This is a genomic window from Brucella haematophila (assembly GCF_005938105.1).
GTDB classification, from domain to species: Bacteria; Pseudomonadota; Alphaproteobacteria; order Rhizobiales; family Rhizobiaceae; genus Brucella; species Brucella haematophila.
Genome location: NZ_VCPE01000009.1, coordinates 140249 through 154671, shown reverse-complemented (window position 1 = coordinate 154671; position 14423 = coordinate 140249). Strand labels below are relative to the sequence as shown.

Here is a 14423-nt window from a genome sequence, read left to right as displayed (position 1 = left end):
ATCGGCACGCAGACCGATGAAGCATTTTGCATTGAAGAGAGGAACATTTTCAGTCCAGGAAGGGAGGAACCATGCCCTGGAATCAAGTATATGACCCTTTGGGCAGCATGTTTTGGTCAACATTGCTCGCCGCTTTGCCAATTGTCGTCCTGCTGGGCGGCATCGGCTTTCTCCATATGAAAGCCCATACTGCAGCAATACTCGGTCTTCTGACCGCTCTCATCATCGCCGTCATTGGATTTGGAATGCCCGCCGACAAGGCAGGCGCAACAGCCCTCTATGGCGCAGCCTATGGCCTGCTGCCCATCGGCTGGATCATTCTCAACGTCATTTTTCTCTATCGCCTCACCGAACAGACCGGGCAATTCAACATTCTGCGCGATTCAATCGCCGGGATCACGCCGGATCGTCGGCTCCAGCTTTTGTTCATCGCCTTTTCCTTCGGTGCATTCTTCGAAGGTGCGGCGGGTTTCGGCACGCCAGTGGCCGTGACAGCCGCCATGCTCATGGGGCTGGGCTTTGCACCTCTCCCGGCGGCAGGCCTGTCGCTGATTGCGAACACCGCCCCCGTCGCCTATGGCGCACTTGGAACACCGGTCATTGCGCTTTCCGCCGTGACCGGCATCGACCTCCTGCAGCTATCCGGCATGATCGGGCGGCAATTGCCATTTTTCTCGGTTATCGTACCCTTCTGGCTGATATGGGCCTTTGCCGGGCGTAAAGGCATGCTGGAAGTCTGGCCTGCCTTGCTGGTTGCCGGTGTCGCCTTTGCGGTTCCGCAATATCTGGTTTCAAACTTCCATGGTCCGTGGCTGGTCGATGTGATTGCCGCCGTCTGTTCCATGGCAGCGCTCGCCGGATTTCTGCGGATATGGCAGCCGAAACGCATCTGGACGTCCACCAGTCTCGATGCGGATGAAGTCGCCGCGCCCTATACACCGCCCCAGCAACATGCGAGCGGCACCGTCTTCCGCGCATGGCTGCCATGGTTGATCCTGTCGGTCTTCGTATTTCTATGGGGAACGCCGCAGTTCCGCACATGGCTCGACTCGCTCTGGGTGCTGAAGGTTCAGGTGCCTTATCTGCATAATCTGGTGTTCAAGGTGCCGCCCGTCGTCGCCGAAGCCCATGCAGAGGCGGCGGTCTATACGCTCAACCTGCTATCGGCCACCGGATCTGGCATTCTGCTCTCTGCCATCGTGGCGGGACTGGTTCTCGGCTTCAATCCGTTCAAGCTTCTCAGGGAATATGGCAAGACCGCCTATGTGGTGCGCTTCTCGCTCATCACCATCGCGGCCATGCTGGCGCTTGGCTATGTCACGCGCTATTCCGGCACAGACGCCACGCTTGGCCTTGCTTTCGCGCAGACCGGCTGGGTCTATCCGTTCTTCGGCGCAATGCTTGGTTGGCTCGGTGTTGCGCTCACCGGTTCGGACACGGCATCCAACGTGCTTTTCGGCGGATTGCAGAAGATTACCGCCGAGCAACTTGGGCTGTCGCCGGTGCTGATGGCTGCGTCCAACTCGTCGGGCGGCGTCATGGGTAAGATGATCGATGCGCAGTCTATCGTCGTCGCCTCCACGGCAACCCAGTGGTACGGCCATGAGTCGAAAATCCTGCGCTATGTGTTTTTCCATTCGGTTGCGCTGGCGTCACTCATTGGCCTTCTGGTGATGGCACAGGCCTATCTGCCGCCATTTACCCATATGGTTCCGGCGGAAACCCTGCCCGCCATAACCCACTGATCGTACGGTCAGACCAACAGCAGCCCACGCAGACATCAGTTTGCGTGGGCTTTCTTTATCGGAACCGATGCCGCGCTCAAGCGTTCCAACCTTATCGATCATAATGAGGAGTTACACGTGAACAGAAACGGGCTTTATCTGATTATCGGCGCGTTGATCGTCGTTGCGGCTGGTCTGGCTTTTTACGTCTATCGCGAAGAGACAAAACCCGCCGGGATTGAGTTGAAAATCGGAGAAGGTGGTGTTTCCGTTCAGGAAAATTGAGGTCTGAAAAGGTTATAAACATATAAACCGATTTAGATTTCAAGCGCTTACGCTTTGTGATGCAACGTTCTGGACAGCTCCGTGTTATTTGCTTCGCCAGATGAACGGAGGATCGAAATGAGTATCCAGACTGTTTCCGATGAACTTTATCGTCGTCACGAACGCGAATGGGCCCAGTGGCGCGACGCAGTTGAAGAGCAGGAATCGAACCAGAAACAACAGGATAAGGTTTCCGGCGAAACTTCCTGTGACGGCAAGACGTCCGGACACTGATTAGCTTCTTCACAATGAATTAGAGACGCCGCGAAAGCGGCGTTTTCTATTTGGCGGGCCAGCCATCGCCCGATCATCCTCAGGTAACGAAATGCGAAGGAAGACTTGTTAGCGTCTAGCCATCGCGATTCGAACAGGGGTCAGACATATGGCTGCACGGAAGCCTGCCCGAAAGGCTGCACCGAAAAAGAGGGCCCGCACCACCAAGGGCGGATCTGGTTCGTCTGCGCCCGTTCTGGCGCTGGCAGCTATCCTCGGTCTCGGCGCTTTCAGCCTGTGGGCCACATCGCAGCATAAAAGCCCGCAGGACGCGCTGGTCTCCCTGTTCCAGCGTTCCGCGACCAATCCATTCGCATCGACGGCGCCCCGCACGGAGAGCAAGCCGACCGTTACCGCCAAAGCTCCAGAGCCGACCGCGCCGTCGAAGGACAAGGATTACGGTGCTGCCGTTGGCCCTGTGCCGCGTCCGTCTGCACCTGTTGCGCCTGTTGTACAGAAGCCCGTTCAGCAGGCAGCAGTGCAAGCGCCCACTCAAGTCACCGTTCAGGCGCCAAAGCCGCCGCGTCCGACCAATCAGGTCGTCACGTCAGCGCCTACCGGCCCACATATGATGCCGCCGCGCGGCGTCAACACGCCTGCGCATTCACCTTCGGTGGTCTATGCCCGAACGCAGCTTACCATTCACAAGAATGCCTGGGATAAATCGGCAGCCATCGGCACCGTGGAAAAAGGGCGCGAGATGCGCTCCTACGGTAAAACTGGTCGCTGGCATCGCATTATCGTTCCGAAGACCAATATGATCGGTTGGGTGCATGAGGATCAGCTTGTCGGCGGTCGTAACAAACCGGATAGCGCAACGCTGATTACCGGTTCGGTGACCAAAAAGCCGGAAGTGGCAAAAAGCGCGCCAGTGCAGACGCAGTCCCGCATCGTCCCGCCCAAAGCGGTTGGGGACAAGAACTAGGCTTTTCGGGATCCCAAAGCCATGGCTTCAATCTGCGGGTCACCGGGGAGATATTCAAACCCGGCTGCGATCAGCGACGACGTATCCGCCACTAGATCACCGAACAACTGCTCAAAAAGCCCCTTTTTGCCGAGACCCGTCAGCAGCAAGCGCATCAGCACTGGCGGCAAGGGGAGAAGCCGCGTCGGACGCCCCATGGCACGGCGGGCGATGGATACCAGCTCGCGTGTTGAACGTGGCTTGGGTTCGGCCAGATGGAACACTCGCCCGGCGACTTTCTCGGCAGAAGCCTGCGACAGGAATACAAGTGCGCGGGCGGCATTTTGCAACGACACGAAGCTGCGCTGATTGTTCGCCATGCCGAAAGGCAGCGGAAATGCGCTATCGCAGAGTTTCATCAAGGCCCGGAGATTGGCGCGCGCGCTGGGACCGTAGACGAGTACGGGACGTGCAATGACGATCTCGATGCCGGTCATCGCCAGCAGTGCCGCTTCCGCCTTTGCCTTGGCGCGTCCATAGTCATCATCTGCCCTTGGCGACAGCGGCATGTCGGGCGTGAGCGGCGACGGGTTTCCGGCAATGGTGTAGATGGTCGAAACGAAGATGAAGCGTTTTACGCCCGCCAGTTTCGCCTTTGCGGCGAGTTCGACGGTCAGCCGATGATTGACGGCGTCGAAGGCATCGGCATCGGGTCGTTCCGCGCCCGTGCGATGCGCAAGGGCTGCGCAATGCACGACGGTCTCAATGCCTGAAAAATCCGCATCTGCCAGATCGTTGCGAGAGAGGGGCGTGACCTGATGCCCTTCGTCATGCAACTGCCGCGCAACCGCGCTGCCAATATATCCGCCTGCCCCCGTGACGACTATTTTCACCGTCAGCCTGCCTTGTCGCCTGTTTGGCCGCCCGCTTGGGCGTCAGTATCGGCCAGCACCTGTGCCGCCAGCGCCCGCGTGATGCGGGTCTTCTGCTCCAGTGCCGCCCGGTCCAGCTTATCGACGATCTGGATCGCAGACAGAAGCGAGCGTTCAATCCGGCTGACCAGATAGGTCACGACATGCGGCTCAACGCTCACCTGACGGTCTGCAAACAACTTGTGAATAACACCCGACAGCAGCAAATCGTCCGGCTCGGCGATTTCAACCACGGTTGCCGCTTTCAGCCGTGATGCGAGGTCAGGCAGCTTTACGTTCCAGTTCGCGGGCCACAGGCGCGACGTCATCAAAAGCGACGGCCCGAAGCCCTGCGCCGCATGTTGGCGAACACTGTTGATCAGGTGAAACAGCCCTGTTTCATCGAAGGCCGCGCCACCAATATCGTCGATCAGCACCGCACGCTCTGCCGCAGCCTGTACAATTTCATCCGTAATGCGCGCTGGATCAACCAGAAGCGCATCCGTGCCCGCGCGCCAGACTTCTGCGAGATGCGTCTTGCCCGCGCCGGTAGGCCCAGCCAGAATCGTCACCGGCGACACCCAGTTCGGCCAGCGGTCGATAAGGTCGATCGCCGCACGGTTTGAGCCCGTAACGATCAGGTCCTCGCGATGATAACCGGGCTGGTGTTCAAGATTCAGCGGAATCTGACGCGGGGCGTCACGCATCGCTGCCTCCCGCACACCCGTCCAGATTGCGGTTCAGTCTCATTTGTCCCTGCCTGCATTCGGGCCTGCATTCTCGCCTGCCTCGATCAGCGGTCCCGCATCAGGGTCGCGACGACGAAAGGCAGGATCGTACATCGGTGAATTGAGATAGCGATTCAAGGCAAAACGCACAAGCACCCCGACTGCCGCCGCAGCGGGCACCGCAACCAGCATTCCGGTGAAGCCGAACAGTGAACCGAACGCGAACAGAGCGAACATGAGCCACACCGGATGGAGGCCGACCGACGAGCCGACCAGCTTGGGCTGGAGAATATTTCCTTCCACGAATTGGCCGATGAAAAACACCGCCGCAACGGCACAGATCATGATCCAGTCAGGCCAGAATTGCACCAGCGCCACACCAATAGCGAGTGCCAGACCGACAAACGAACCGATATAGGGAATGAAGGAGATCAAACCGGCAAAAAAGCCGATCAACAGGCCGAAATTGAGTCCGGTGAGGGTAAGGCCGAGGGCATAATAAGTACCCAGAATGAGGCAGAGCGTGCCCTGCCCGCGAATGAAGCCTGCAACCGCTGCATTCATTTCGCGCGCGATCTGGCGCACCGTATGAAGTTGCGCGCGCGGCACCCAGGAATCGATGCGGTTGACCATGCGGTCCCAGTCGAGAAGCATGTAGAAGGCAACCACCGGCGTGACCACGAAAAGCCCTGCAATATCGATCAGCGATTTCCCCGAATTCCACAGGGACTGGAGCAGCGTGGTCATGAAACCAGCACCCTGCTGAAGCAGCGCGCTCAGATTTTGCTGAATGACCGAGCTGTCGATGCCGATATATTTCTTCAGCCATTGCGAATTTTCATTGGCGAGCAACGACTGCAACTGGGTGATATAGCCCGGCACTTTGGAAATGAAATCGGCAAGCTGTGTTGCCAGAATTGGCACGATGATCATCAGGCCAACGACGAGTGCAATCAGGAAAACCAGCAGGATGACGACGGTTGCCGTCATACGGGACAGGCCGAAGCGCTGAAGCCGGTCAGCCACCGGGTCGAGGAAGTAAGCCAGAGCCATGCCCGCCACAAAGGGCAGCAGAACCGAGCTGAAAACCACCAGAAACAGCACGAACACGGCCATTGTCGCGACCCAGAACATCGCCTGACGCCGTACCGTCGTGCCCGTGAAACCGCCCACCTCGACATTAACATGGATATTGCCGTCCGAGGCGATGGCATCCTTTTGACGAATGACTTTGCTGCCGCTCTCAGCCGAAACAGCGGCGCCAGTTCTGTTCGTATCCGTCTTGGTGCCCGTCTGGCGTGTCGGCGTCGGTTTCTTGACCATATGGTTCCGTTCTCTGCAAAGACCTGCTGGCAAAACAATATCAGAATTGCATTACCGTCACCTTATCGCTGATGCACGGCTCATTCTTTAGATAAGAGTAGACCGGGCTGTGCGAAATGCAAAGCCAGTGCAACAGCCGTCTATATTGACACAGACATGACCGGTCCTGCGAAAAACTGGGCAGAATCCGGCAGAGTTTTGCGCTTTTCCCGCTTGATGACCTTGCGGGCAAAGCCATCTCGTGTCATTGCGCGCAGGTGGATAGCACCCAGTTTCAGGAGCAGGCCATGACCTCGGAAAACAAGCTCGCCGGCCACAATGGCCTGACCTATGCGCAGGCAGGTGTCGATATCGATGCCGGAAACCTGATGGTTGAAAAGATCAAGCCGCTCGTCCGTTCGACGCGCCGCCCCGGTGCGGATGGCGAAATCGGCGGTTTTGGCGGCCTCTTCGATCTGAAAGCGGCTGGCTTCAAGGATCCCGTTCTGGTTGCCGCCAATGATGGCGTGGGCACCAAGCTGAAGATCGCCATTGATGCCGACAAGCACGACACAGTGGGCATCGACCTCGTCGCCATGTGCGTGAACGATCTGGTCGTGCAGGGGGCAGAGCCGCTCTTCTTCCTCGATTATTACGCAACCGGCAAGCTGTCGCCCGATCAGGGCGTCGACATCGTTGCAGGCATTGCCGAAGGCTGCCGTCAGGCAGGCTCTGCGCTGATCGGTGGCGAAACCGCTGAAATGCCGGGCATGTATCGCGATGGCGATTATGATCTGGCCGGTTTCGCCGTGGGTGCGGCAGAGCGCGACCGGCTGTTGCCGCGCGGCGATATTGCCGAAGGCGATATCATTCTCGGCCTCGCCTCTTCCGGCGTTCATTCCAATGGCTTCTCGCTGGTGCGCCGCATCGTTGAACTGTCCGGCCTTGGCTGGAAGTCCGATGCGCCATTCCAGCCGGGTTCGACGCTGGGCGAAGCGCTTCTCACTCCGACCCGCATCTATGTGAAGCCGCTGCTTGCAGCCATCCGCGCTTCCGATGGCATCAAGGCGCTGGCGCATATCACCGGCGGCGGTTTCCCCGACAATATTCCGCGCGTTCTGCCGGAAGGTCTGGCGGCCGAAGTCAATCTGACGGCAATTGCCGTACCGCCGGTCTTCTCCTGGCTTGCCAAAACTGGCGGCGTGGAGCCTGTCGAAATGCTGCGCACCTTCAATTGCGGCATCGGCATGATCGCCGTCGTCACGCCTGAAAAGGTTGACGAAGTGGTCGCAGCCCTCGTCGCCGAAGGTGAACAGGTCGTCACGCTCGGTCGCATGATCGCGCGCGAAAAGGACGGCGTCGTCTACAAGGGCACGCTGGCGCTATGAGCCGTAAACGGGTCGTCATCTTCATCTCCGGCGGCGGCTCCAATATGGAGGCGCTGATCCGGGCTGCACAGACACCCGATTTTCCGGCGGAAATCGTCGCGGTCTTTTCCGACAAGGCAGAAGCAGGCGGCCTTGCCAAGGCGCAAGCCGCTGGCATTGTCACGCAGGTTTTCAAACGCAAGGATTTTGCGTCGAAGGACGAGCATGAAGATGCCATCCTCGCCGCATTGGCCGCATTGAAGCCGGACCTTCTCTGCCTCGCTGGCTATATGCGGCTTCTGTCCGGGCGTTTTATCGCGCCTTATGAAGGACGCATCCTCAACATCCACCCTTCCCTGCTGCCATTGTTCCCCGGCTTGCACACGCATCAGCGCGCCATCGACGCCGGTGTGAAGCTTGCGGGCTGCACCGTGCATCTGGTGACGGAAGGCATGGATGAAGGCCCCATTCTGGCCCAGGCCGCCGTACCTGTCATCGAAGGCGACACCGCCGACGCCCTGGCCGCACGCGTTTTGAAAGCCGAACACCGCATTTATCCGCTTGTTCTGCGGCAGTTTGCCAGCGGCCGGAAGGACGACGATGCGCCTCTTCCCGATGCGAGGCCCGACGCCATGATTGTGAGCGCCTGAGGGCGCTTACCGGCGCTTATGCGCGACAAATTCATCACACCCCAAGTTTTTTGTTAATAAAACTTTAATTTCCCGCAAAAAGCTCTAATTCTTGATTGTAAGGGAACTTGCTTCGGCAATCCCCGTTATTGAGACGAGCCCATTCAGACCCGTCTCTTTCAATATGTGTTCAAGAAGAGGACAAGATCATGTCTCTCCGTTTTTCGACTTCCTTCCTGTCCGCAATGGCCGTCATTTCCGGCATTGCTGTCACCGCTCCCGCCATCGCGGCAGACTTCGTAGCTCCTCCCGCTTCGGGTCGCACGCAGCCGCGTTCGGAAGTCGGCACCCTGACCTGCGACATTTCCCCGGCGATCGGTGTAATCATCGGCAGCCAGCAGGATGTTGATTGTGTGTTCCGCCCTGTGCGCGGTCGTGGTCCTTTGGAACGTTACACCGGCACCATCACCAAGCTCGGCGTTGACGTCGGCTTCATCAATGGCGGCACTGTTGCCTGGGCCGTTTGGGCTCCGACCGTTCGTCCGGAAGGCGCGCTCAAGGGCCGTTATGTCGGCGCTTCGGCCAATGCAGCCATCGGCATCGGCTTCGGCACGAACATCCTGACTGGCGGTTCGTGGAAGACCATCTCGCTGCAGCCGATTTCGGTTCAGGGCCAGCGCGGCCTCAATGCAGCAGTCGGCGTTTCCCGCCTGCGCCTGAACTACGCCGGTTAAGCATTAGCCTGCTTTATTGAAAAAGCCGCGCCGAAGATATTCGGCGCGGCTTTTTATTATGCCAGTTTTCTGATCCAGATCTTGGTATCATGGACAGCCAGACCGCCATAGGGAGCGGCGGGTTCGGCGCCGATCAGCGTATTGATCCCCTCACCGCGCTCGAATGACGCATTGGGGAAAATGCCTTCCGACACCGCCACGCCACGCTTCTGACCAGCGCGCAGCACGGCATGCAACACCACTTCACCGCGATGATTGCCGATCTCGATCCGCTCGCCATCCGCAATGCCCAATTCCGCCGCATCATCCGGATGGATCAGCAATTCAGGCCGAATTTCCTTGGCAAGCGAGGTTGGCGTTTCGGCAAAGGTCGAGTTCAGGAAATTATGCGCCGGTGATGTCGCGAGCCTGTACGGATGCTCGGCATCTGCCTTTTCGATGACTTCCCAGTAATCCGGGAATTCCGGGATCGACTCGAACGGCCCTTGCAGGCCCATGACTTCCGGCGGACGGTCCGGCGCAGGGCTTCCGGTCCAATCAGGACGGAAGCGGAATTTGCCATCGGGCCATTTGAAACCCTTGATGTAATGCGCTTCCTCAAAAGGCGGCTGCTTGTCGATAAAGCGTCGCTCTTTCAGTTCATCGAAATGCGGCAAATCGCTATTGGCATTCATATTGTCGATCAGCGTGCGTTCATCGACTGAAAAGCCCGGCAGATGACCAACGCCCAGCCGGTTGGCCAGCTCGTTGATGACGAAAATATTCGGTCGCGCCTCGGCATAAGGTTCGATCAGCTTTGGCCCGAGCACGACATGCTGCTGGCCGCCGCCGCGATAAATATCGTCGTGTTCGAGGAATGTGGTGGCGGGCAGCACGACATCAGCCATCTTGGCCGTATCGGTCATGAACTGCTCATGCACGGTGACGAACAGATCTTCGCGCGCAAAACCTTTGCGGACGAGACGTTGTTCAGGCGTCACATTCATCGGATTGGTGTTCTGGATCAGCATCGCCATGACGGGCGGGCCGTCATAAAGCGCTTCACGGTCACCGGTGAGAATGCGCCCGATCTTCGACTGATCGAGGAAACGGATGGTCTTGTCCTGCATCGCCCGGCCTTCAATTTCGCGCTTGTCGAATTTGAAGATGTTGGCGTTCGAGTGAAACGCGCCGCCGCCTTCATGGAGAAAAGCGCCGGTGACGCAGGCAATCGACGCCGCGGCATGCATGTTCACTGCGCCATTGCGCTGCCGGGTGAAGCCGTAGCCAAGGCGGAAATAGGTCCGCTTGGTCTTGCCGACCAGATGCGCGAAGGCTTCGATTTCCTCAACGCTCAGCCCTGTAATCGCCGACGCCCATTCCGGCGTGCGCGAGCCGAGATGCGCTTCCAGCCCCTTCGGGTCGTCGGTATAGCGTTCCAGATAATCCCAGTCCGCAAGGCCGTCGCGGAACAGAACATGCATCACCGCACAGGCGAAAGCGCCGTCGGTGCCGGGCTTGAGTACAATGCCCATATCAGCCTGCCGCACGGTCGCATTGGCATAGATGTCGATGACGACGATCTTCGCACCGCGCTCTTTGCGCGCACGCACGGCGTGGGTCATGACATTGACCTGCGTGGCGGCGGCATTGGTGCCCCAGATCACCACCACATCGGCCTTGCTCATTTCGCGCGGGTCCGGGCCGATCAGGCTTCCCGTTCCGGCAAAATAGCCCGTCCAGGCCATATTGGTGCAGAAGCTGTCGAACTGATTGGAGTAACGCTTGGCAAAGCGAAGGCGATTGATGGAATCGCGCTGAACAAGCCCCATCGTGCCCGCATAATAATAGGGCCAGACGCTTTCACTGCCATATTCGGCTTCGGCTTTCAAAAACCGTTCGGCAATCAAATCGAGTGCGGCTTCCCAGGAAGCCTGTTTCCATTCGCCAGCGCCCTTAGCGCCAGAGCGCACCAGCGGGTGCTTCAGACGGTCAGGATGATGAACGCGTTCGGCATAGCGCGCGACCTTGGCGCAGATCACGCCAGCCGTATAGCTATTGTCCTTCGCGCCGCGCACACGACCGATGGTACGCTCGTCCAGAAGCTCGATATCGAGCGCACAGGTGGACGGGCAGTCATGCGGGCACGCCGAATGGCCGATCTTGATATTGGATTTGGAAACTTGCTCGTTCATATTTCTTTATTACCGCAAGCGCTCACACGGCGAAATATGTTTTCTACAGAGAGTTGCTAAGAGCCTGAATCAAAAAGCGGCATGTGTGCGCGAAAATGGTGATTTTCGAGTACCGGAGCGGAGCGTACTTTTGGGTACGTGAGCACCGGAATGAAGGAAATTGCCATTTGCAGCCACACAGGGCGACTTTTGGAACAGGCTCTAAGACAGGCGAAGCGTGATGGCACCCAGCACAATAAGCGCCGCTGCCGCAAAACGCGGTAGCCCCACTTTTTCCTTCAGCACGACCGCAGAAATGATCATGCCGAAAAGAATGGCGGTTTCGCGCAAGGCAGCCACCACCGCAATCGGGGCCATGGTCATCGCCCAGAGCGCCAGCCCGTAGGAACCGAGTGTTCCGACACCGCCGATCAATGCCGGACGCCAGCGATTGCGCATATAGCTGATGAACCGGTCCGGTTCGCGATAGAGCGCCCAACCGGCAAGCGGCACAGCATTGATGACAAACAACCACAATGTATAGGAAAGCGGTGCACCGGACGCCCGCACGCCAAGACCATCGATGATCGTGTAACCGGCAATAAAGCCAGCATTGGTCAATGCCAGAATGGCCGTGCGGCTGGAGGTACCGCGATTGCGCCGCCTTGCTTCCAGCGCCATGGCCAACACGCCCGAGCAGATGAACACAATGCCGAGCCAGCTTTTCCAGCCCATGACTTCGCCCACCAGCGGCGCACTGACCAGCGCGACGAGCAAGGGCGGTGTGCCACGCATGATCGGATAGGCCTCGCTCATATCGCCGGATTTATAGGCCGCCGCCACCAGTGACATATAGAAAGTCTGGGTGACGGTGGACATCAGGATATAGACCCAGCTCACCGAGTTCGGCATCGGCAGAAATGGCACGATGAACAGAGCGATGAAACCGGCAGCCCCGGTCACGCTGGCGGCTGCGAAAAACTTGTCGCCGCTGCTTTTGACGATAGCGTTCCAACTCGCGTGAAGAAACGCGCCAAAGAGGACGATCAGAAGGACGCCACCGGACATTGCAAGCTCGACTCAGGTGAAGATGCGGTTGGTGAACGCTGTATGTCACATTTATGACAGCCAAGGCGAATCGGAAATTCGCATCGCTCTTGCCGAAAACCACAAGCCGTGAAACAAGCGCGATCATGAACTATCGTCACGCCTATCACGCCGGAAATTTCGCGGATGTCGTCAAGCACGTCATCCTCGCCCGTATCATCGATTATCTGAAGCGCAAGGATCAGGCCTTTCGCGTCATCGATACCCATGCGGGCATCGGGCTTTACGACCTGAAAGGTGTGGAAGCGGGCAAGACCGGCGAATGGACCGGCGGCATTCACCGCCTTGTCGATGCGGTCGACAAGGGCCAGATCGAACCGGCAGCGCTGGAACTGCTCGCACCTTATCTCGATGCGGTGCGTGCGGTAAATGCGAACGGAAAGCTCCGTCATTATCCCGGTTCGCCCTATGTGACACGACATCTGTTGCGTAAGCAGGACCGTCTGTCGACGCTGGAACTGCATCCGCAGGATGCGGCCAAACTGGCAAAGCGTTTCGACGGCGATTATCAGGTGCGCGTCATTGAACTCGACGGCTGGCTGGCAATGGGGGCGCATCTCCCGCCCAAGGAAAAGCGCGGCCTCGTGCTGGTCGATCCGCCTTTCGAAATTGAAGGCGAATTTGACCGTATGGTGGATGGGCTCGCCAAGGCGCACAAGCGCTTCGGCGGCGGCACTTACGCGCTGTGGTATCCGGTGAAAGATCGCAAGGAAACCGAGCGTTTCGCCAAACGGCTTTATGAAACCGGCATTCCGAAAATCATGCAGATTGAGCTGGCGATTCGCCCGCCCTCATCCGAACCGCGCCTTGATGGCACCGGTATGATCGTTGTGAATCCGCCCTATACACTCGAAAGTGAGATGCAAACGCTGCTTCCCACCCTTACGAAACTGCTGACTGAGGAAAAGGGAAGCGATTTCAGTGTTCGGTGGATACGCGGCGAGACGGATCGCACTTGACCGTTGCGGCCTGCTGAAAGAAACTGCGCGAAGCAAAGCTTCGGCTATCACAGACATAAGCGCACGCTTCGCGTTCGCATTTTGGGACAGGATAGAGACATGCAACTTACCTCGGGCAAACTGGATCGCTTCGGACGCTTTTCGCGGGCCGCCCTCTTCGCCGCCTCCGTCCTGCCGCTCACCTTTGCAGCCCTGCCCGCCAGCGCTGCCGATTACCTTCAGTCCGCCCCAGCTGTGGTCGACAACACCGTCTGCAACCAGCAGAGCGTGCTGCGCTCGGTGGTCTCGCGTTTCGGCTATCAGGTGCGTCATGTGCCCGAACTGCCGCAAGTTGGCATTTCCGCGATGAGCGATGTGCGCCTGACCCGTTTTGAGCCGAAGACAAACCCGGCTGAGATCGAACGTACCTATTGCAAGGCCACCGCCGTATTGAGCGACGGCCAGTACCGTTCGGTCTGGTATCTGATCGAAGACGGTCAGGGTTTTGCCTCTGTCGGCCGCAACGTGGAATTCTGCGTTGAAGGCTTCGACCGCTGGTATGTCTACGACGCGCCAAGCTGCCGCGTCCTCCGCTGACCTGACCGGAGGTCCCATGCTGCGAAGACTGGCGGCTGTCCCAAGCGCTTTGCTTTCGGTTGCCCTGATGGCAACGACACTCTTGTCGGGTGCGGCCTTCGCTGACGACCGCGACAACGGCGATGTGCCCGGCGATTTCGACTTCTATGTGCTGTCGCTTTCGTGGTCGCCGAGCTATTGCGCGTCGGAGGGCCGCCGCGCCAACAAGCAGCAGTGCAACACGCAGCGGCCTTTTGGCTTTGTGGCGCACGGTCTGTGGCCGCAGAATGAATGGGGCTATCCGGCCAATTGCCAGCTCGACAATGACCGCAGCCGCGGCGGTTATGTTCCGCGCCAGATCATTTCCAGCCTTTCCGACATCATGCCTGCTGCCGGATTGATCGGGCATGAATGGCGCAAGCACGGAAGCTGTTCCGGCCTGTCGCAGACCGACTATTTCGGCACGCTTCGCAAAGCCTATGATCAGGTCAATATCCCACCGAGCCTGCGCAGCGTGAGCGGCAACCGCCGTGTTGACCCGATGCTCGTCGAAAACGCCTTCATCGCTGCCAATCCGGGCATGAAGGCAAATGGCATTTCCGTCACGTGCCAGCGCAACTATCTTCAGGAAGTGCGCATCTGCATGACGAAGGATCTCCAGTTTCGCGCCTGCCAGGAGGTCAACAACAACTCCTGCCGCAGCCGTTCGGTCATGATGCCGGCAACCCAATAATCTTCATTCTCAGGAATCAA

15 protein-coding genes are annotated in these 14423 nt (G+C 58.5%); 10 read left to right on the top strand and 5 right to left on the bottom strand.

Going from position 1 to position 14423, the window contains the following annotated elements; translation table 11 throughout:
- Positions 1 to 71 precede the first annotated feature (71 nt).
- The 4 genes from FGI60_RS14620 (at position 72) to FGI60_RS14610 (ending at position 3246) form a co-directional block, all read left to right on the top strand.
- The gene (locus FGI60_RS14620; RefSeq protein ID WP_138785835.1) at positions 72 to 1745 is read left to right on the top strand and encodes an L-lactate permease; all 1674 of its coding nucleotides are present in this window, start codon (positions 72 to 74) and stop codon (positions 1743 to 1745) included.
- 117 nt (positions 1746 to 1862) lie between these two features.
- On the top strand, positions 1863 to 2009 hold the full coding sequence (locus FGI60_RS14615) for a hypothetical protein (protein ID WP_113533966.1): 147 nt from the start codon (positions 1863 to 1865) through the stop codon (positions 2007 to 2009).
- Positions 2010 to 2126: 117 nt separating this feature from the next.
- On the top strand, positions 2127 to 2282 hold the full coding sequence (locus FGI60_RS26285; RefSeq protein WP_167836021.1) for a hypothetical protein: 156 nt from the start codon (positions 2127 to 2129) through the stop codon (positions 2280 to 2282).
- A gap of 148 nt (positions 2283 to 2430) precedes the next feature.
- Entirely contained in the window at positions 2431 to 3246 is an 816-nt protein-coding gene (locus FGI60_RS14610; protein WP_138785834.1) for a hypothetical protein, read from the top strand.
- On the opposite strand, the gene FGI60_RS14605 is transcribed toward FGI60_RS14610, so the two are convergent.
- Genes FGI60_RS14605 through FGI60_RS14595 form a run of 3 tightly spaced genes read right to left on the bottom strand, consistent with a single transcriptional unit; the run spans position 3243 to position 6187 of the window.
- A complete protein-coding gene (locus FGI60_RS14605; RefSeq protein ID WP_138785833.1) occupies positions 3243 to 4118 on the bottom strand; it encodes an NAD-dependent epimerase/dehydratase family protein in 876 nt (291 codons plus the stop codon). The two genes, FGI60_RS14610 and FGI60_RS14605, sit on opposite strands and share 4 nt — an antisense overlap.
- Positions 4119 to 4120: 2 nt before the next feature.
- Entirely contained in the window at positions 4121 to 4843 is a 723-nt protein-coding gene (gene hdaA / locus FGI60_RS14600; RefSeq protein WP_138785832.1) for a DnaA regulatory inactivator HdaA, read from the bottom strand.
- Positions 4844 to 4882: 39 nt separating this feature from the next.
- Entirely contained in the window at positions 4883 to 6187 is a 1305-nt protein-coding gene (locus FGI60_RS14595) for an AI-2E family transporter (protein WP_138785831.1), read from the bottom strand.
- 287 nt (positions 6188 to 6474) lie between these two features.
- Here FGI60_RS14595 and purM point away from each other — a divergent pair, with 287 nt between their 5' ends.
- The 3 genes from purM to FGI60_RS14580 all read left to right on the top strand — a co-directional run bounded on the left by purM (position 6475) and on the right by FGI60_RS14580 (position 8896).
- Positions 6475 to 7554, top strand: coding sequence for a phosphoribosylformylglycinamidine cyclo-ligase (purM, locus tag FGI60_RS14590; RefSeq protein ID WP_078340758.1), 1080 nt, complete (start codon positions 6475 to 6477; stop codon positions 7552 to 7554).
- Positions 7551 to 8183 carry a phosphoribosylglycinamide formyltransferase gene (gene purN / locus FGI60_RS14585; protein WP_138785830.1) on the top strand — a complete coding sequence of 211 codons (633 nt, stop codon included), beginning with the start codon at positions 7551 to 7553 and terminating at the stop codon, positions 8181 to 8183. Before purM ends, purN begins: the two co-directional genes overlap by 4 nt.
- A gap of 188 nt (positions 8184 to 8371) precedes the next feature.
- On the top strand, positions 8372 to 8896 hold the full coding sequence (locus FGI60_RS14580; protein ID WP_138785829.1) for a DUF992 domain-containing protein: 525 nt from the start codon (positions 8372 to 8374) through the stop codon (positions 8894 to 8896).
- Positions 8897 to 8952: 56 nt separating this feature from the next.
- On the opposite strand, the gene FGI60_RS14575 is transcribed toward FGI60_RS14580, so the two are convergent.
- Entirely contained in the window at positions 8953 to 11070 is a 2118-nt protein-coding gene (locus FGI60_RS14575) for a molybdopterin oxidoreductase family protein (protein ID WP_138785828.1), read from the bottom strand.
- A 201-nt stretch (positions 11071 to 11271) separates the two neighbouring features.
- Positions 11272 to 12117 (bottom strand): DMT family transporter, encoded by an 846-nt coding sequence (locus FGI60_RS14570; protein WP_078340754.1) that lies wholly within the window; start codon positions 12115 to 12117, stop codon positions 11272 to 11274.
- Positions 12118 to 12242: 125 nt separating this feature from the next.
- Here FGI60_RS14570 and FGI60_RS14565 point away from each other — a divergent pair, with 125 nt between their 5' ends.
- The 3 genes from FGI60_RS14565 (at position 12243) to FGI60_RS14555 (ending at position 14403) form a co-directional block, all read left to right on the top strand.
- Positions 12243 to 13115, top strand: a complete 873-nt coding sequence (locus FGI60_RS14565) for a 23S rRNA (adenine(2030)-N(6))-methyltransferase RlmJ (protein WP_138785827.1) — start codon at positions 12243 to 12245, stop codon at positions 13113 to 13115.
- Between the two features lie 99 nt (positions 13116 to 13214).
- Positions 13215 to 13691, top strand: a complete 477-nt coding sequence (locus FGI60_RS14560) for a phage portal protein (protein WP_138785826.1) — start codon at positions 13215 to 13217, stop codon at positions 13689 to 13691.
- Between the two features lie 16 nt (positions 13692 to 13707).
- Complete coding sequence (locus tag FGI60_RS14555) at positions 13708 to 14403, top strand: ribonuclease T2 family protein (protein ID WP_138785825.1); 696 nt, start codon at positions 13708 to 13710, stop codon at positions 14401 to 14403.
- Positions 14404 to 14423: the final 20 nt, after the last annotated feature.

Coding starts and splice junctions, on each gene's coding strand:
- FGI60_RS14620 (WP_138785835.1), top strand. CDS start 72: ATGCCCTGGAATCAAGTATATGACCCTTTGGGCAGCATGTTTTGGTCA.
- FGI60_RS26285 (WP_167836021.1), top strand. CDS start 2,127: ATGAGTATCCAGACTGTTTCCGATGAACTTTATCGTCGTCACGAACGC.
- FGI60_RS14610 (WP_138785834.1), top strand. CDS start 2,431: ATGGCTGCACGGAAGCCTGCCCGAAAGGCTGCACCGAAAAAGAGGGCC.
- hdaA (WP_138785832.1), bottom strand. CDS start 4,843: ATGCGTGACGCCCCGCGTCAGATTCCGCTGAATCTTGAACACCAGCCC.
- FGI60_RS14595 (WP_138785831.1), bottom strand. CDS start 6,187: ATGGTCAAGAAACCGACGCCGACACGCCAGACGGGCACCAAGACGGAT.
- purM (WP_078340758.1), top strand. CDS start 6,475: ATGACCTCGGAAAACAAGCTCGCCGGCCACAATGGCCTGACCTATGCG.
- purN (WP_138785830.1), top strand. CDS start 7,551: ATGAGCCGTAAACGGGTCGTCATCTTCATCTCCGGCGGCGGCTCCAAT.
- FGI60_RS14580 (WP_138785829.1), top strand. CDS start 8,372: ATGTCTCTCCGTTTTTCGACTTCCTTCCTGTCCGCAATGGCCGTCATT.
- FGI60_RS14575 (WP_138785828.1), bottom strand. CDS start 11,070: ATGAACGAGCAAGTTTCCAAATCCAATATCAAGATCGGCCATTCGGCG.
- FGI60_RS14570 (WP_078340754.1), bottom strand. CDS start 12,117: ATGTCCGGTGGCGTCCTTCTGATCGTCCTCTTTGGCGCGTTTCTTCAC.
- FGI60_RS14565 (WP_138785827.1), top strand. CDS start 12,243: ATGAACTATCGTCACGCCTATCACGCCGGAAATTTCGCGGATGTCGTC.
- FGI60_RS14560 (WP_138785826.1), top strand. CDS start 13,215: ATGCAACTTACCTCGGGCAAACTGGATCGCTTCGGACGCTTTTCGCGG.
- FGI60_RS14555 (WP_138785825.1), top strand. CDS start 13,708: ATGCTGCGAAGACTGGCGGCTGTCCCAAGCGCTTTGCTTTCGGTTGCC.